15 protein-coding genes and 2 pseudogenes are annotated in these 17,887 nt (G+C 57.5%); 6 read left to right on the top strand and 11 right to left on the bottom strand.

Going from position 1 to position 17,887, the window contains the following annotated elements; genetic code table 11:
• Positions 1-101: 101 nt before the first annotated feature.
• The 3 genes and pseudogenes from MTX21_RS35455 to MTX21_RS35445 all read right to left on the bottom strand — a co-directional run bounded on the left by MTX21_RS35455 (position 102) and on the right by MTX21_RS35445 (position 3,281).
• Positions 102-1,325, bottom strand: a complete 1,224-nt coding sequence (locus tag MTX21_RS35455; protein WP_280971420.1) for a LuxR C-terminal-related transcriptional regulator — start codon at positions 1,323-1,325, stop codon at positions 102-104.
• A gap of 174 nt (positions 1,326-1,499) precedes the next feature.
• Positions 1,500-1,932, bottom strand: a pseudogene (locus MTX21_RS35450) (IS630 family transposase); the annotation flags it as partial.
• 200 nt (positions 1,933-2,132) lie between these two features.
• Positions 2,133-3,281: a PAS domain S-box protein gene (locus MTX21_RS35445; protein WP_280969102.1), complete on the bottom strand. Its 1,149-nt coding sequence runs from the start codon at positions 3,279-3,281 to the stop codon at positions 2,133-2,135.
• 647 nt (positions 3,282-3,928) lie between these two features.
• Between MTX21_RS35445 and MTX21_RS35440 the strand changes: the two are divergent.
• The 6 genes and pseudogenes from MTX21_RS35440 to MTX21_RS35415 form a co-directional block, all read left to right on the top strand.
• Positions 3,929-4,045: pseudogene (locus tag MTX21_RS35440) on the top strand (transposase zinc-binding domain-containing protein); the annotation flags it as partial.
• A 479-nt stretch (positions 4,046-4,524) separates the two neighbouring features.
• Positions 4,525-5,931 (top strand): cytochrome ubiquinol oxidase subunit I, encoded by a 1,407-nt coding sequence (locus MTX21_RS35435; protein ID WP_280969100.1) that lies wholly within the window; start codon positions 4,525-4,527, stop codon positions 5,929-5,931.
• Entirely contained in the window at positions 5,928-6,917 is a 990-nt protein-coding gene (gene cydB / locus MTX21_RS35430) for a cytochrome d ubiquinol oxidase subunit II (RefSeq protein ID WP_280969099.1), read from the top strand. The genes MTX21_RS35435 and cydB overlap by 4 nt, the downstream gene beginning before the upstream one ends.
• The gene (locus MTX21_RS35425; protein ID WP_280969098.1) at positions 6,907-7,041 is read left to right on the top strand and encodes a hypothetical protein; all 135 of its coding nucleotides are present in this window, start codon (positions 6,907-6,909) and stop codon (positions 7,039-7,041) included. The genes cydB and MTX21_RS35425 overlap by 11 nt, the downstream gene beginning before the upstream one ends.
• Before the next feature lie 337 nt (positions 7,042-7,378).
• Complete coding sequence (locus MTX21_RS35420; protein WP_280969097.1) at positions 7,379-8,341, top strand: HlyD family secretion protein; 963 nt, start codon at positions 7,379-7,381, stop codon at positions 8,339-8,341.
• A gap of 101 nt (positions 8,342-8,442) precedes the next feature.
• Positions 8,443-9,948 (top strand): MFS transporter, encoded by a 1,506-nt coding sequence (locus MTX21_RS35415; RefSeq protein ID WP_280969096.1) that lies wholly within the window; start codon positions 8,443-8,445, stop codon positions 9,946-9,948.
• A gap of 39 nt (positions 9,949-9,987) precedes the next feature.
• Here MTX21_RS35415 and MTX21_RS35410 read toward each other — a convergent pair whose 3' ends face one another.
• The 8 genes from MTX21_RS35410 to MTX21_RS35375 all read right to left on the bottom strand — a co-directional run bounded on the left by MTX21_RS35410 (position 9,988) and on the right by MTX21_RS35375 (position 16,854).
• Positions 9,988-10,935 (bottom strand): LysR family transcriptional regulator, encoded by a 948-nt coding sequence (locus MTX21_RS35410; protein ID WP_280969095.1) that lies wholly within the window; start codon positions 10,933-10,935, stop codon positions 9,988-9,990.
• Positions 10,936-11,032: 97 nt separating this feature from the next.
• Positions 11,033-11,959 carry a pirin family protein gene (locus tag MTX21_RS35405; protein WP_280969094.1) on the bottom strand — a complete coding sequence of 309 codons (927 nt, stop codon included), beginning with the start codon at positions 11,957-11,959 and terminating at the stop codon, positions 11,033-11,035.
• Positions 11,960-12,119: 160 nt separating this feature from the next.
• Complete coding sequence (locus MTX21_RS35400; RefSeq protein WP_280969093.1) at positions 12,120-12,545, bottom strand: hypothetical protein; 426 nt, start codon at positions 12,543-12,545, stop codon at positions 12,120-12,122.
• A 169-nt stretch (positions 12,546-12,714) separates the two neighbouring features.
• The gene (locus MTX21_RS35395) at positions 12,715-13,011 is read right to left on the bottom strand and encodes a putative quinol monooxygenase (RefSeq protein WP_280969092.1); all 297 of its coding nucleotides are present in this window, start codon (positions 13,009-13,011) and stop codon (positions 12,715-12,717) included.
• Between the two features lie 72 nt (positions 13,012-13,083).
• Entirely contained in the window at positions 13,084-13,725 is a 642-nt protein-coding gene (locus MTX21_RS35390) for a hydrolase (protein ID WP_280970896.1), read from the bottom strand.
• A gap of 998 nt (positions 13,726-14,723) precedes the next feature.
• Complete coding sequence (locus MTX21_RS35385; protein WP_280969091.1) at positions 14,724-15,656, bottom strand: NADP-dependent oxidoreductase; 933 nt, start codon at positions 15,654-15,656, stop codon at positions 14,724-14,726.
• Positions 15,657-15,810: 154 nt separating this feature from the next.
• Positions 15,811-15,948 carry a hypothetical protein gene (locus MTX21_RS35380; protein ID WP_280969090.1) on the bottom strand — a complete coding sequence of 46 codons (138 nt, stop codon included), beginning with the start codon at positions 15,946-15,948 and terminating at the stop codon, positions 15,811-15,813.
• Between the two features lie 468 nt (positions 15,949-16,416).
• Positions 16,417-16,854 (bottom strand): DoxX family protein, encoded by a 438-nt coding sequence (locus MTX21_RS35375; protein ID WP_280969089.1) that lies wholly within the window; start codon positions 16,852-16,854, stop codon positions 16,417-16,419.
• Between the last annotated feature and the right edge of the window lie 1,033 nt (positions 16,855-17,887).

Genomic DNA, 17,887 nt, shown 5'->3' with positions numbered 1-17,887 from the left:
AGAGGAGAGGTCTGCCTAGCCTATCGAATGGTCAATACAGCGTCCACGTGGGCGCCTGATAGTATCGCCCGTACTAACTCGACTAGTATTTCTGAAAGGGATCAGCGGGACCGGCGCGGTTTGCCGCGTTTTTTCGGCGGTGAATAGCGAAGAACACCGCGCTCGCGTGCCCAAATGATCGCTTCGCTTCGGCGGTGTACGTCCAGCTTGTCGTAGATGGTCGCCAAGTGATTGCGCACCGTGTTGCGTGACAAACCCAAGATTTTGCTGATTGTCTCGTTGGCCTTGCCTTCAGAAAGAAGACCCAACACCTCCAATTCTCGCGGCGTTAGCTCCGAGAGGACCGCCCGCCGAGCCGCGACGTCGGGAGACCGCCGAATTTGCGCCAGCTTCTCCATCACGCTGGTGTTGAACCAGGACGTGTCGCGCATGACCGCCTCGATGGCGGCGATAAGGTCGGTTTCCGTGCGCTTACGCTCTGTGATATCCTGAAAGACGGATAGCACGCAGCGCTGACCGTTGAGGGTAATTGTGTCGGCGGTGGTGAGACAGTCGATCAGTCGGCCGTCTTTGGCTCGAAGCTGCATCTCCAAATTGCGAACCAGGACTGATCCTTCGAGCTTCTGTGTTATTTGGTTGCGTTCAGACGAGCTGTTGAACAGCCAGAGTTGCGTTGCGTCGCGTCCGATTGCCTCGTCGGCGTCGTAACCAGTGGCGGCCAAGAAGGCGTCATTGACGGCTAGAAGCAGAAAGCCTTCGAGCGCGGCGATCGCCATCGGCACCGGCGCGAGACGGAAGGCCGTGGCGAAGCGCTCCTCGCTCAACCGAAGCGCCTCCTGATTGCGCCGATGGCGCGCGACGTCCGCGTAGACCTGAGCCAAGTGGAGCTGAACGAGATCGCGGAGTTGTTCGACCAGTCGCCGATAAGCGTCCGAATAGTTGTTTTCCTGGCTATCCAGAACACAGATCGTTCCGAATGGTTCGTTGTTTGGCCAGAGAATGGGAAACCCGAGATAGGACAACATTCCCGATTGAGTGTCCGGATTGTTTCGCCATCGGGGGTCCGCCAGCGCATCGCGCACGGCGAGGTGCGACCTTTGGGTAATGACCGTCTCGCAGAAAAGACCCGAACCGAGAAAGTGTTCGGCGTCACCGACGCGATAAGGATTGCCGGGCGTGCGGCTGGACACCAGCACAGTGATGTCGTCCGCGACAACGCGCATGATAAGGCCGGCCGGAACACCGACGATCTCGGCCATGGTGTCGGCGATCGTCTGCCACTTCTTCAGTGTCTCGTCTGGAATACTAATGGATTCCGTTGGCATGGTACTGCCCAAGTCGGCGGCAGGGCTCTCGAGTTCATTCCGATCTTTGTCGGTCATCCTTAAGGACCCATGCGTTGTCGTTTTATAGATATCCTCGATCAGTCCGCTAAGGCCGGCCCCTCGGATGATGATCGCGATGTACCAGAGCGTTTGACGATATGACGGGAGTAACCTGGCGTTGGCGAGATAGTTGCTACATTGGCGGGGCTGATAGTTGGGACAAGAGTCACCGATGTGACGCCAAGTGTCTTCGAGAGTTTGCCTTTGGGCGATGCGCATCCAGTGCTTGATCTTGGCGAAGGCCCGCTCGATCGGATGGAGGTCTGGTGAGTAAGGCCTACCAGTGCCGCCGCCGCCCTTGTCCATGATCACGATGTCGCCGGGCCTGAAAACTGGAACGAGCTGCTATTCCACATAAGCTCGGAAGCACTCGCCGTCGATCAGCCCATCGAAAACGCAAGGGGCCGTGAGGCTATCGCGGAGCAGAGCGCCGAGAAAGTCAGCGTTCACCAGTGGCCGTGCGGGGCAAAACCCCGCGCTCTCGCCCTTCGGCCCCATCCGCGCAAGTGGGGCCTTGCTGGTTTTGGTCCCAGGTCTCGTCGGTGAAAGGGATCAAGCTGGCCCGCCAGGGGGGACGGTCGAGGAGATTAGTCGGCCTTCCCCGTGGCCGAGTAGACCAGCGAGCCATCACGATCGGAGTGTAATCTTGATCGTGACCTTGAGAATGGTCAGAAGCGCTTAGTAGTTAGTGGTGCTTCGGAAAGACCCCGATGCAGCCGGTCGTCGCCAAGCCTGGTAATGCAGATCTCAAGGTCGTCCGGTCAGACCACGTTCGCGGCCCCAGACGACCGCCTCGCTTCGCCGGTGGACGCCAATCTTACCATAGATGGATGCCACATGGTTGCGGACCGTATTGCGAGACACCGCCAAAGCATGTGCAATCTTCTCGTCGCTCTGGCCTTGCGATATTCGCCCAAGGATCTCCAGTTCCCGTCTAGTTAGATCGCCGATTTGGGCCGGAGCAGCAGTCGCTTCATCAGAGCGACGAATTTGCGCCAGCTTCTCGACGACGTTGCGGCCAAACTGGGCATCGCGCACAACCGCCTCAATGGCCGCCACCAGATCCGTCTCGGATCGCCTTTGCTCCGTAACATCCTGCAGGACCATCAGGATGCAGGGCCGCCCGTCGAAACTCATTTCCTCGGTTGACACCAAGCAGTCCATCGGGTCGCCGGCCTTGAGGGCGATCCGAAGCTCAACATCTTGTATCGCGCGAGTTTGGCGCAGCATCTTTTCCGCTTCCACACGCCCAGGACCAACTATCAGGTTAAGTTCCCGGATCGTACGGCCCACGGCTGTTTCGGTGGCATGGCCACGCACCGTCATGAAGGCGTCGTTGACATCAAGGATACGAAGCCCATCGAGCGTAAGGATCGCCATCGGCGTCCGCGCCAATCGGAACGCCTTGGAAAAGCGCTCTTCGCTTTCGCGCAGGGCATTGATCCAATCCTGTTCGCTCCGCCCTCCGGATTGACCTGCAGCGTAGCCGGCAAGCTGCGCCTCCAATGCCTCTTCGCGGAGCTTGCGCGCCGTGACATCCCGCATGGTCAGCACGATATCCGCCGGCTCTCCCGTTTCGGTGTCGCGCATTAGGCGGGCATTCACCTCTATCCATGCGAAGCCGCCGTCTTTCTTCCTCATGCGGATGGTGGTTGGCGACCGATCGAAGCCTTCCATCATAAGTTTTTCGTGCGCGGCGGCGACGATAGGGAGATCTTCAGCCAATACGAATGTGTCCGGGCCTTTGCCGCACATTTCACCCTGGGTCCAGCCCAGGATCCGTTCGCAAGACAGGGAGGCATACTGCATGATCAAATCGGGACCGACCCGGCAGATCATGTCAAGATTGTTTTCGGCGAGGAGCTTGAATCTCTTGTCTTCGTCTCCGGATGCCACCAGCGTTCTAACCCTATCTGGAAACCAGCTTCGGCTACAACCACTTCGGCCGGGAGCTTATGCCGCGAGCGATGCTCGACTCAAGAGCCGGTGATCGGCGTATGCATCTTCCCTGCAAGTCGATCTGGCGCGGAATGCCCGAAAAATGGTCCCTCCGATTGCAGCTCCGCACGCGACCGAAAGACGTCGCGCTGGCACCAACGCAGGGCGGGGCGTTGCCTCCGTCGGGGTTGGCTGGCAGCCCAGGCGCCGATCGGCCCCGCTCCAGAGGCTGGCGATCAGAGGTTCCGTTCGTTGCCAGCCACGGTGGCGGCCAGACGCTTAACGTCCTTCACAGATGTACACGCAGTGCCTGACTGGCGACCGTTTGTTGTAGGTTGAGACCATTAAAGCGCTGGAATCACTGTGACGCCTCGTGCAGGCTGATTCACAAGCTTAATCCCGAAGCCGAGGATGCTGCTTTCGATACGATACCTCCGAGGAGGGACCAGAGGCCTGCGTCGCGAACACTATGCATCAGGTCTGATTTAAGGCCCCAACGCTAGGGGACTTCCTGCCATTCGCGCCAGAGACTTTGTGAGCGCTTATGGGGGTGGCGGACGTATTCCGCCGCCCCCGCGAGCCTTTGGACACGCGCATGCCGATCACCTCGGCCGCGTCGACGGCGCGTGGTGGGCGCCATCACCCCGTGTCGGACAACCGTGCTCGGTGGCCACGTCGAGCAATGCGACGACTGCGGCGCGACGCACATCGCCTACAGTTGACGATGGCATGGCAGCCGTCGTTTCGGTAAAGCCGCATCTATGCGAACTACATTCAAGCGTCCTAGGTCGACTGTTTCCACCTAACGAACACGGAGTTCGCCTGACTCGCGACTGCCTTTTTGCTTCCTCCGCATCGATATTCTCCCCCCATGATATTCTCCAACCATTCCAAGGAGACACCGTCGCAAGATCAGCGCGGATCATCGGAATGCAACTGGAAGTATCGAGGGACTCTTAATCTGAATTGGGAGTGTATGCGAATGGATGGCAGTTCGACGAGCGGTGACGAAGGCTCCACGACGCCACTGTGGCCTTCTATCCTTCTGCCAATCGTCGTCGTGGCGTGGGCCGGAATATGCCTCAACTTGCTCGGGGCAGTACCCGGCATTATCGGCGTCCTCGTTTTCATTGGTATCAGCACCTTCGCGTGGCAGAGAACGAAGGGGAACGAAGGACTTCACGACTAAGGAGCGTCAAAGATGGAAGCCGACCCTCTACTGCTGTCACGCATCCAGTTCGGCCTCACCGTAACATTTCACATCATATTCCCGACCATGTCGATCGGGCTCGCGATGTTTCTTACGGTGATTGAGTTCTTGTGGCTGAGAACAAGTGATGAGCTTTATCTGAGGATATACAGATTCTGGCTCGTGATTTTCGCTATGGGGTTCGGCGTCGGGGTGGTGACGGGTATTGTCCTTTCGTTTGAGTTCGGAACAAACTTCGCAACTTTCGCCAAATTGGCTGGGCCCGTTATCGGACCGCTGATCGGTCTTGAAGTTCTCTCCGCCTTTTTTCTGGAAGCGGGCTTTCTCGGCATCATGCTGTTTGGCATGGGGCGCGTCGGTCCGAAGCTCCACTTTGCCGCGACCTTCCTAGTCGCCCTCGGAACGACGATCTCGGCGTCGTGGATCCTTGCCGCCAACTCATGGATGCAGACCCCTGCCGGTGTCGCAATCCACGATGGACGCTTCGTCGTGACCGATTGGCTGCAAGTCATATTCAACCCATCTTACCTTTACCGGCTGCCTCATATGCTGCTTGCGGCTTACATCTCGGCATCGTTCTTGGTTGCCGGTGTGGGGGCCTGGTATCTTATGAAGAGCCGACACCTCGACTTTGCGCGACGTACATTCTCGATCGGAATGGGGTTGGTCAGCACTTTTATCGCCGCACAGCTCTTCATGGGCGATACAGTGGCTGCAAGGATGATCCCTCTGCAACCCTCCAAATTCCAGGCCATGGAAGGCTATTGGGATTCAACGCCGAGTGCCGCGTACCTGGTGTTCGTAGCTCCCGACCAGAAGGCGCAGACCAATCACATTCAAATCGGCATCCCCTATCTCGGAAGCCTCTTCGTCACACGAAGCCTGCACGGGACCGTCCCTGGACTGAAAGAGACCTCGCCGGCCGATCAACCGCCCATGGCGGCCGTCTTTTATGCGTTCCGGACGATGTTTCTGCTTGGGCTACTGATGTTCGGCGCCGCATGCATCAGTATCTGGCTCCGCTGGCAGGATCGCCTGTTTACGAGTCGCTGGTTCCACAAGTTTATCATAGTCATGTCACCCGCAGGCTTCGTGGCGACAGTGGCCGGATGGTATACTGCAGAGATCGGTCGCCAGCCTTGGGTGATCTTCGGACAGCTTCGCACGGCAGACGCGGTGTCGCCGGTGGCTGCGTCCTCGGTCTTCACCACTACACTGCTCTTCGGCGTGGTGTACGCCATCTTTTCCGCTGCTTTCCTTACCTTGACGCTCCGGCTGATTGCCCGAGGGCCCATCGATGGTCCCCGTACATCACCCTATAGCGGCGGCTCGCCGAAGCGAGCGATCATGGCTCCTCTTCCGGCGCCGGCTGCGATGCAGGAAGGACAATTGCAATGATTCTCCCGGTGCTCGGAGCCCTCGTGATCGTGTTCGCTTTGGGGATGTACGTCCTCCTCGACGGGTTCGATCTCGGCGTCGGCATCCTCTTGCTCACCAGTCGCAACGAAGCTCAACGCGATGCGATGGTGGAATCGATCGCGCCAATTTGGGACGGGAATGAAACATGGCTCATACTAGTTGGCGTTACCCTTCTCGCAGCGTTCCCAATAGCATACAGCACTGTGCTGCCGGCTCTCTATTTGCCGGTCCTGATTATGCTGATAGCGCTCGGCTTTCGCGGCATATCCTTCGAGTTTAGATTTCAGACAACTCGCTATCGAAAGATCTGGGATGCAGCATTCAGCTGCGGATCCACCGTCGCGGCATTCTGCCAAGGTCTTATCGTTGGATCGGCCTTAAATGGGCTCCCTGCGGATATCGCCGCTTCTGACCGCGGGCCGTTCTCGTTTCTCTCAGGTTTCGGACTCCTGACAGCTGTTACCACAGTCGTGGGATATGCGATGCTAGGCGCGGCATGGCTCAACTGGCGGACTAACGATTCCCTTCAAAAAAGAGCTGCGATCGCATTTCGCAGGGCATCTTGCATATTCGCGCTGCTGGCATGCCTATGCATTGCGGCGCTAGTCACGGGCGCGAGCCCTGCTGCCCAGGCATGGATTGAGCACCGACCAATGTTTGTCGGGCTCGGAGTGGTTGCCGGTGCGCTGTGGATCCTGTGCTGGCGAGCGATCGGCAACGCGCCTGGTCGTGCACGCCTCTATGCAAGCGCGCTTATTGGCGTATTTCTGGTCGGCATTGTGCTGATCGTCTGGCCGTTTATTGTGCCGTTCTCGATAACTATCTGGGACGCTTCGGCACCGCCCGGTAGCCAGCTCCTCTTGCTCGGTGGCATCGCCTGCATGCTGCCAGCCGTGTTGGGAAACGCCGTCTACGTCTACTGGACCTTTCGGCGGAAGCCATTGGCTGCAGCCAATGAGCGATGAGGCACAATTTGGCATGTCGGAGCAATTGGCGAAGGTTGAGGTGGCGTGGGCGATCGGTCTCTATGTCGCCGGCGTGGCGTGCATGGCGCTTGTGAGTTATGGCCTTGAATTCCTCCTCCGCTGACACCTGGGACACTGGGCACGGTCCTTCCGTGCAGACTTCGCAGCCGGTTGCGATGACGTCCGGTGATTTGCGAAGCCAGTCATCTCAAGATCTGATGGGCGACAGGACGCCTGCGCGAAGAGGTTCTGGCGATGCTTCTGATACAGTCGGCACCAGCTCCCAGTCGGCAACCGCAGAGACGCGATCGCCTTCGAAAGGACCGGACGCGCCAAGTACAGGTGAGAATCGACGCTGGCCCGGTTTGGCGCTGCGTCTCTTTGTTTTGGCACTGGCCGCAGGCCTCGTCCTACTATTCACAATTGAGTGGAACAGCTGGTCAGGGTCCGCGAGAAGGCAGGTGACCGATGACGCCTATCTGCAGGCGGACCTGACGCCTTTGGCTGCAAGGGTGAGTGGTTATATCCGCCGCATCGATGTGACCGATTTTCAGACCGTCAAGGCTGGCGACGCTCTCTTTGAGATCGACGATACGGACTATCGCGCTCAAGTGGATCAAGCCGCGGCCAATGTTGAGGCGGCGACTGCAGCCATAGCCAACATCGAAACCCAAAAGCTTCTGCAGCACACTTTGATTCGGCAAGCTCACGCAACGATCGCTGCGACGGAGTCGGACGTGTGGCGCTATCAGCGGGACTCAGAGCGTTATCAAGCACTGCTCGGGACAAACGTCGTCTCGCAGCAAACCGCCGAACAAGCGATGAACAGCTATAAGCGGGCAGCGGCTACGCTCGATCTCAATCGCGCACAACTCGACCAGCAGCGCCAACAGCTCGACGTGCTTGGCACACAAGAGCGGCAGGCTCGGGCTGCGCTCAAAGCTGCGCAAGCGGCACTTGAGCTGGCCAAGATCAACCTCGGCTATACCCATATCGTCGCACCCGTCGCCGGCATGGGCGGACAGCGACTGGTGAAGGAGGGACAGTACGTCGGTGTGGGTACCCAAGTCATCTCCATCGTACCGCTGCCCAATATCTGGGTTCTGGCAAACTATAAGGAAACACAGATGACGCGGGTTCGGGTTGGGCAGGCGGCCAGTATTACGGTCGACGCCTTTCCAAGCACCGTCCTTAAAGGCCATGTCGCCAGTTGGTCGCCTGCAACCGGTTCCCAATTCAGTCTGCTACCTCCCGACAACGCCACCGGGAACTTCACGAAGGTCGTGCAGCGAATCCCCGTCAAGATCGTTCTCGACCTCGACAATCCGGTCGTACCTTTGCTCCGTCCGGGAATGTCAGTTGTTGCGACCATCGATACCAGTTCGGACATCAAAGGCAGCCCCATATCTGAACTAGCGCCATGAGCACCGCGTCAGACGCTATCGGGCGTTCATCCCCGTCTCCAGCGCTTATCGGGGTTCCAAAGCCCCCCATCTGCAGCCGACCGCTGATTGGGATCGCCGGTGTGCTTGTCGGCGCGATTATTTCGACCCTTGCAGGGCGTCTCACTAGTTTCGGCCTTGCCGACATCCGTGGCGCGATCCACGCCGGCTTCGATGAAGGAGCATGGATCAGTACTGCCTTCACCGTAGGTCAGATGCTGATCGGCCCTCCCACGATCTGGCTCGGGGCGACCTTTGGCCCGCGGCGCGTGCTGCTGGTCTCAGCGGGGCTTTATACGCTCGCTTCGATCCTCCTGCCACTCTCGCCCGATCTACCGACCTTCATCGGACTCTATGCGGTCGGCGGATTGACCTCCGGCACCTTTATCCCGCTCACTGTGAGTTTCGTGCTTCGCAACCTTCCTGCACAATTCGCCGTCTATGGCATATCTGCCTATGCGATGAATTCGGAGCTTTCGCAAAACATTGCAGCGTCTCTCGAGGGGTGGTTTACCGAGCATTGGTCGTGGCAATGGATCTTCTGGCAGAACGCCTTTCTGGCGCCCCTGATGATGCTGTGCGTCTGGTACGGCATCCCGCGCGAGCCGATCAATCGCGAACATCTTCGCTCGGCTGATTGGTTCGGCATGCTGCTTTCGAGCGTCGGCCTTAGCATGCTGTATGCGGCGCTCGATCAAGGCAATCGTCTCGATTGGCTGAATTCCGGGTTGATTTGTGGCCTGTTGTTGGGAGGCGTTGTACTCGTCGCAGCGTTCGTCATTCATGAAATTTTTTCAGAGCGACCATCTGTCAACTTGCGATGGATGATAGCTGGAAACATGCCACTCATCGGCTTGCTCATCATAAGCTTTCGCTTTGTGGTGCTTTCGACGTCGCTCATCATCCCTCAGTATTTGACGACCGTTCAAGGGTTTCGGGCACTCCAGACTGGCGACGTCCTGTTATGGATCGCACTACCGCAATTCATCATGGCGCCTCTCGTTGCGAAGATGCTCCAACATATCGACGCCCGCATCCCGCTGGCGCTGGGCTTCACCCTGATAGGCGTCGCCTGCTTCATGGCGACCGCGCTTACCAGGCATTGGGCCACCGACGACTTTTTGGCGTCGCAGATTGTCCAGGCGATTGGGCAGTCACTGGGCTTTACTGCGCTGATCTGGTTCTCCACCAGACATCTCTACGTCGGAGACGCCTTTACGTTCGGCGTATTTCTGCAAACGCTGCGACTGTTTGGCGGAGAGCTTGGGATTGCGCTTATGACGACATACCTGCGCGTCCGCGAACAAATCCACTCCAATTTTCTGGGTCTTCACGTGACGGGTGGCACCTACCTCACCGACGAACGCCTTGATGAGTACGCCAGAGCTGTTCTTTCTCGATCCGTCGGTGCCGCGGAAGCTCATGCGAGAGCAACGGAACTGCTTGCTCGAGCAGTTCAGATCCAGGCGAACGTCCTTTCCTATATCGACGCGTTTACTTTTATCGGGCTCGCGACAATCGGAAGCCTTGTAGTTATAGTGCTGCTGCGGTCACCGAGCCCACCCGCAGTGAACCCGGTGAAGGGGTAAGGCCACCAGCTTACGCAGCGCGGGGACGCTCGCTCCCTCTCAGGCTGAACGAAGCTCAACAGGCTCCATATCCCGTTCCCACGGAAGCGGAGCCTCAAAAAACTCCACGAGATAATCGATAAAAGTTCGAACCTTTGTGGATACGTGATGAGTTGGCGGATAAATTGCGGCGATCGTATACGGAGGCAAGACTGCATCTTGCAGTATCGGAAGCAATGTACCCTCACGCAAATGCCGTGCGATCAGAAACATCGGCATTGGAGCTATACCCAGCCCCGCAAGCACCATGTCGCGAACTGCCTCTCCATTGTTTGCAACAATTCGGCTGCGTATTGAAACGGAAAGCTGCTTTCCGCCCCTCTTGCGGTTTTCGAATTGCCAAAACCGCGTCGCGTGCACATAAGCGTAGTCAATGCTCGTATGCTCCACAAGTTCATCGACGCTCTTAGGAATGCCTCGCTGACGCGCATAGGCTGGACTGCAGCAGACAATTCGTGGACACTCACACAGCCGGCGCGCTTTAAGGTTTGAATCGCGCAGGTGTCCGATCCTGATGCCAACATCATATCCCCCGCGGATCAAATCGACATGTCGATCTTCGTAGTCGATGGCAACTTCGAGATCCGGGTGCCGGCGGGCGAATTCCGCGATCACTGGGCCCAGATACATCGTTCCGAACGACATCGGAGTCGTTAACCGCAGCTGGCCGCGCAAGGACTTCATCCGCCGTGACGAAAGGCTCTCGGCCGTTGCATCGATCTCGTGCAACAGCGGCACCATTCGTTCGTAGAACGCTTGTCCATTCTCGGTTGGCCGCACTTGTCGGGTCGACCGCTGAAAAAGCTCCGCATCAAGAGCGGCTTCCAAGTCGCTGATGCGCTTGCTGATCACAGATTTAGAAAGGTTTAGACGTGCAGCGGCAGCCGTGATGCTGCCAGCCTCCATCACACGGATAAAAGTTACAATATCGTCGAACCGCCATCTCATTGTTCGACCATAACGAACGGACGGAAGTTTGCAAGCCCACGAGTTCGCCATGAATAGACGACCCGGATCCACGAGGGTGGAGCTGTTCGGCATGACCTTAACCGAGCTTGCCTTCCGGCAGCGGGATGAACTCAGTTTCCTGAGGGACAGGATCGAACCTGCCGGTCTTCCAGTCCTGTTTCGCTTGTTCGATCCGTTCCTTGCGCGAGGAAACGAAATTCCACCATACGTGGCGCGGTCCCTCCAAGGCGGTCCCGCCCAGGAGCATGATGCGCGACGGATGGACAGCCTTCACGCTGATGCGGTCCCCCGGTCGGAAGATAAGCAGGCGCGGCCCCTCAAATCGGTCGCCGGCAATCTCAACCGCCCCGTCGACCACATATATAGCGCGTTCTTCATGATCTGGATCCAGCGGGGCCGAAGCGCCCGCGTCCAGCACTACCTCCACGTAGAACCAATCAGACAGCATTGTGACTGGCGCAGTCTTTCCGAAGGCCGAGCCGGCTATTACACGTGCCCTTAACCCTCGATCCTCCACGACCGGGAGAACGGTCGCGTCGAAATGCTGAAAGCTTGGCGCGATCTCTTCATGTTCCAGCGGCAGCGCGATCCAGGTCTGAAGACCGAACATGCCGTGGTCGCTCGTGCGAACAAGGTCAGGGGTACGCTCTGAATGCGCGATTCCCCGCCCGGCCGTCATCAGGTTCATAGCGCCGGGTAGAATCTCCTGGATATTTCCCTCGCTATCGCGATGCAAAATTCGCCCATCGAAAAGATAGGACACAGTTGCGAGCCCGATGTGCGGATGGGGTCGCACGTCCATTCCTTGTCCAGCTATGAATTGAACCGGCCCCAAGTGGTCGAAGAAGATAAATGGGCCCACCATCTGACGACGGCCGTGCGGCAGCGCTCGTCGCACGTTGAAACCGCCAAGATCACGCATGCGCGGGACTATCACGAGCTCAAGTGCGTCACAGGACGACGCGTCGCCAAGGACAGGATCTTTTGATGGCATCCAACTCATCACAAGCTCTCCATTTTTACTGAGCGCAGCGTCAACACTGGAGCAGCAAACTACAATTACTCAACCAAGTCGTGTATTCGACCAGAACACCGCAGATTAGATGTCTGCAACAGCATGGGCCGAGACCTGTTGTCAGTATCAAAGACGGCGTCGCAACATTTTACGACAGAACATTGAAGCTCGGGCGGACGATGCGATTGAGGGGAAGGATCGCATCGAAGCCGAGATTTCCGCCAAGAATTTGGAAATTCGAGACGTATATCGGGTGCAAGGTAATACTGCCGACCGACTGTCGATTGCTGTCAGATACTTGTCTACCGGTTGCATCGTTGAGACACCAGGCTTGATAGCCGTCTCCAATGGTCTCAAGAACGAATCCCGGATGCCCCTCGCCATCCAAGAAGCTTGTTGTACCTAAAGCGATGGGAGGATGTGGGATTGGCGGTTGACCAGCGGCCGGGTTGATGAAGATTAGGCCTCCAAGCAGAAATCCTCCAACACACGCCGCGGATCTTACTGATCGACGCGTCGTTCGTTGAGAAACGGCGAAAGCAAAAGAGAACAGCTTACTTCGGTTCGATTTCATCGCGCGCCTCCGAGACGGAGCGAGGGCCCTGCGTTGCCTAGATGCCCATCCTCGTCTTCATCAGCTTCGGCAGATCAGAGAACCGCAAGCAGGCACTTGCGCCGAACATGGTGTTCGATGAGGTAACATCCTCCTTCCACATCTCCGCTACGAAAGCGATGCAAAAGGCCTAAGCTATTCGTGACAAACGATGCAAAAACGTGGTTTTTTCAACGTTGGCGGCACCACTTAGGTGGAACTGCTGGATATGCGCAGATTGAGTGTGGTGCGCCTCCTGCGCTTCCGCCGAGACCCAGTGCTCAACGAATACGAATTGCCCGGGATCGGCGTCATCCACATACAGTTCGTAGCGGAGATTCCCGAAGTCTCTCCGAGATGGTTCGACGACCGCAATCAGATCTTGTTTCAGTTGATCTTCCTTGCCCTTTTTCGCTTGGAGACCAACGACTAGGTACAACTCCGACATTGCCGCTCCATGTTGGTACTTGTCCAACCGACGTCCCGCCTGCTGAGACGGGACGTCGGCAGAGTCGTGAATCTATTCGGCGCGATCGTAGGAGAATTGGATGCCGGCGGTGCCGCCGGTTTCGACAAATAGGTTCATGAACTCAGGAACAGTCTCCTTCCGGGACCAGTCACGCTGCAGCTCACAGAACAGTTGAACGACGCTGATCAATTTGGCTCCGGCTTGCTCGATCCGACGAAGCGCCGCTTCGTGCGCCGCCAACGACGTGCCACCAACCGCATCAACCGGCACATAGACCTCATAGCCTTCAGCCAAGGCGTCGATCGCGGGAAACGTCAGGCAGGCCTCAGTCCAGAGCGCCGTCATGATGAGCTTCTTTCGACCCGTCGCCTCGATGGCCTTCCGAAACTCGACGTCTTCCCAGGAATTGATCGAGGTGCGATCGACAGTCGGAACCTCCTTGAGGACCTTCCGGATGTGGGGGACCGGCGGCTTGTTGAGGCCAGTCTTCACGTTAACCGTTGAGTGGACGATGGGTAGCCCGTACGCAACGGCGGCTTTGGCGCAACCGACAATGTTGTTGAGCAGGAGTTGCCGGTCCATTGAAGCGATCGAATTGACCTGGACGGGCTGGTAGTCGATTATGACGAATGCCGAGTTCTTCGGAGTCAGAAGGCGGTCCTTGGCCGGATCACGAATTGGTTCGCTTGCCATAAGATTTATCCTTTCCGGTTTCATCGTGAACAACTTCCCGCAATTCATGCGAGAGTACGGTACCAAAATTTAGACCACTGCTCTACAGGTTGGCTCCCTTGTATTCCCATCAACGGACAGAGTTTGAGGAGTTGTGCCTACATACCTGAGTAGCCTGCGCGTTTCTGACTTTACTGATCGCTTCCGACTAGCGCCATGCGCTTCTGCCGTAGACTGTTCTCTCGGAACGAACTCTGGGTTTGCCACAGAGGTCCATTTGGCCAGTGTTGGAGAGCTCCATTCATTAGAACTGGCTCGTCCCATAGAGGCCCCAGAGGAGAAGTCACGTCGGACCAGGAGAGATCAGAGGATTTCCGAACCACCGCCGTTCGAGAGAAGCTTACGCCAGGTTGAAGGATCGCGGGTTCCCAAGCGGCTGGCCCTAAGCGGGCCCTTTTTGGAAATCCAGGCACCAACGACAAAGCTCGACTATTCGGCCGCCTGGTCCTGTCAAGAAACAGAGCTGCTCTCGGCTTATGCAAACGGTCTGGTTCAGGGTCGGCCCGATTGCTTTAACACATCCGGAGCTTGGACCTAGCCGCTCGGCTCACGCAGACGATTGACCGACGTCACTATCCTACTGGTCGGAGCACTCAAGACTCGCGTTGCTGCGTAGCCTCGACAGCAGCACGCCCGATCGTAGAGCCCATAACGCCAACGTCCAGAAGACGTCTGCCGGGCGCCGGAGCTCGTCGGATAACACTTCAGATTGGATACCACGCTGACGCATGAACCGCGAGTTGACGTCCATGTTGCTTTGACCTTGCGCCGACGGAAGGCATCTACAAACTCCGCATTTCTCAGGACGGCGTAGTGTTGCAATCAAGCCAATCGAAGGGGAACGGATCGAGAAATATTTCTAATTCCGATGATGGGACCGTGTGGATTTGTCTTTCGCGATCGCGTGCTCGCGGACGACATCGATCGATGTGCCGCCGAGTACGTTCCAATAGATGACCTCATGATATTTTGATCAGAACCCTGCCGCGCAAACGTCCTCGTTGACTAATACTCACGGCTTCCGATGCCAGATCCAAGGGAAACACCTTCTCAATCATTACTTTCAGTTTTTGTGCATCGATTAAGCGGGCAATTTCATCGAGGCCCTCTGTGGTTCCCAGCACATCCACGTTTGCGGCCTTGATGCCGTGATCCGCCATCGACTTCACATCGGCGGCATGGACAGTTGTTGCCAGTCGAGAGCCGGGACGCAGAAGTCCTGCCATGCGCGCAAGCGCGGCTCTGTCACTTACCACATCGATAATGGCATCCAGACGTTCGGGATGGGATCGATTTACAGCGTCGAACACATCTTCTTTATGATAATCAATCGTTTCGAACGCACCAAGATGCTTTAGGCGATCAGCATCATCCTCGGGAGCGGTGGCGATGATATACGCGCCACGGTCGGCCGCAATTTGCAGCGCATAGCCCCCCACGCTCCCTGTCGCTCCGATGATAAGAACGATCTGGCCTGGCTTAACATCAACGGCGTTCACGCTTGCTAATGCAGCCAACGCCGCCGTCGGAAGGGCCGCCGCACTATCGAAATCTGCGTTAGCCGGCTTGAGGGCTAAGGCAGCTTTCGGCGAGCCGCGAACAAGCTCGGCATAACTGCCAGAGAGCCAAAACGCGCCGAACACTTCATCGCCCGCCTTAAATCGAGCGACTTCGGATCCAACTTTTTCGACCACCCCAGCGGCGTCTTGCCCGAGGACGTACGGAAATCGAATATCGAGCCCGGCCTTCGCGCCTTCTGCTACCTTCCAGTCGATAGGATTGACGCCGGCTGTTCTGATTCGCACCAGCACGTCCGCCGGGCCGATTGACGGCTCCGGCAGCTCCTGAATGGAGGCTGGTCCGCCGAAGCGGTCAATTGCAAATGCGCGCATAGTCACACTCCAATTCGTCTTCGACTTGGCTGGCGGAAGAGGCTCCGCCGAGTGCTTTCCACATTGGAGACCATGCCGATCTCACAGAAGCGCAGCTCATTCTGATCAGCATCAATAACCAGCTGGGGGCGCCACGGATCGCAGCGATTCCGGCTTACGCCTCCTGCAAAAAAGATGCGGAATTTTCCATGAAATCGTTCCATGCATAGTGGCGCCAGACGCGCTGATCCGTCCCGGAACCTCCGCCGGTGATCAAAGCGACTTTCCCGGTGTAATCAAGAAGTTCCGACACGGCTTCTCCTACTCCATATGTATCGACACCATCCCCAGCCGGCGAACTCAGGGATGAAGAAGGATATTCTCGAGCCGCTACGAGTAACCACATCCAGCTTGAAGAGGCTGGCGCCTAGTCGCAAGTTATATTTGTCGACCCCCTGTGTTCAATGGACTGAACCCCAGCGCCTTCAAATGACCCAGCAGACCATCACTGCAATTGCCCACCCGGAGATGGCATAGCCCCTCTACGAACGACTGGAAGGGTTTCTAGAGTACTCTCCAAACTCTGGCGGCGGGAATACACGCCCTGGTATTCCGCGAGATCCAGCGCTTCTGTTTTTGCGATGAAGACTCTGCTAATTTCAAACAAAGCATCGGCAGCCCCCGAAGGCAACGCTCACGCGCGGATCGACGCGCCCAGATAGGATCAACAACTGGTTTGCCGTGGCGAATCTGATCGAAACATCGGCATAACGCGAAAAGCTCAGAAGCGCCCTTCTCGTTTGGCATGTTCGGCGACAAGCGCAGTCATGATGAGGCCGCCAATTAGACCGATGTGTTCAAGAAAGATATTCATCGCGACAAACTGCTCTTGACCTTGCATCGTCCAGAATCCATGAGCCATGGCCGCAGCAACGGCCGTGAAGACGCCGAGCGCCCCAGCGCCAAGCCAGACGAAGCGGCCCGAAATGACGAGCAGCGACCCAGTCAATTGAACGAAAATGGTGAGACCAGCCCAGAAGGCGCCGGGATGAAGCCCAAGACTTTCCTGTTCAATGATCGCGGCAGGGAAGTTAAGCAGCTTGATGACAGCACTGACCAAGAAGATTCCGACCATTGCGCTTCGGGCGATCACCCAGGTCCAGCGCCAGTCTAGTATTCTGTCGACCCAGGCGGGGTCCTCTCTTCCGAAACTCTTCATGGGATATGCCTCCAAAGACGAACAAAACGAAACGGGACTTGCGTACGGGTACGACGTTCGGTCAGCAACGCCCGCGGTACAAATCCCGCAGGTGTGCAATGAAGATGCTCGCGAACGCCGTCGTTAACAAGCTCGCCTGCGCGCGACACGACCCGACGCGCTCCAAACCATGAATCTGTGCCGCGGAATGTCTCCTGGCGGGCGAGAACCCTACTCGAGCGTATACTCGACGGCACGCGGGATGCCGCTGTTCGGGCGTAGCTAGAATCGCTCCGTCGGCCGCCGCGATGGTGTCCCTGAGTTCCGCTACCTTCTGAGGAATGCCTAGCGAAACTTCATCATCTTCGTTGAAGAAAGGAATTCCCGCGACAGTCCTGATGTCCAGAGTTGAATGTTCTGGAGTCCGGACCGCTGCGGCGCGAAGAAGGACGCGATTGTGCGGGGCGCTTCGCAAACTGCCGGCGAGGCGAACGATGTGGACCTCTGTTCCTCGATCGTGATGTCGCTCTTTTACGGCCAGCGTGACCGCTGTAGGCTCGACAATCTGTCGTTCTTCGCTACCGAAGGCCCCCTGGGTGCGCGCCGTATGTCGTTCGATCGGGTCGCCCGATCGTTGCCGAGCAAGGATAGTGCGAGACCAAGGACGGTACACGGCCTGCTTTTGCCCTCGGCGTATCTTCGAGCGTTGCCGCTGTTGATGCACCGACGAAGGATGGCGGTCCGGCATCGTTGCCGCTCGGCTTCTAGTGGTCGTCGGCGGTCTGCATGGCAGCCGGCCCCGATCGAGTCGCACCAAACACATGGCCCACACTAAGCTTCATATTCAGGCTCCTCAAGGGCCATATGGCGAAACGCTCGCTGCCCTCGAAAAAGGGGCCCCGACCACTGCTGGTCGGAGCCCGGCGATCACGACGCTAGTTTAGCGAACCGAGCGCGCACCGGGGCGTAGAGGAGGCGCGCCGCTTCACGCTTGAGAGTGATAGCGACTAAACGTGAACTCCGATGGCCAAATCTCGCGAACACGGGGTTCGAG

The sequence above is a fragment of the Bradyrhizobium sp. ISRA430 genome (assembly GCF_029909975.1).
GTDB lineage: Bacteria > Pseudomonadota > Alphaproteobacteria > Rhizobiales > Xanthobacteraceae > Bradyrhizobium.
Note: the sequence above shows the minus strand (reverse complement) of the source record. Positions and strands in the feature narration are given on the sequence as shown.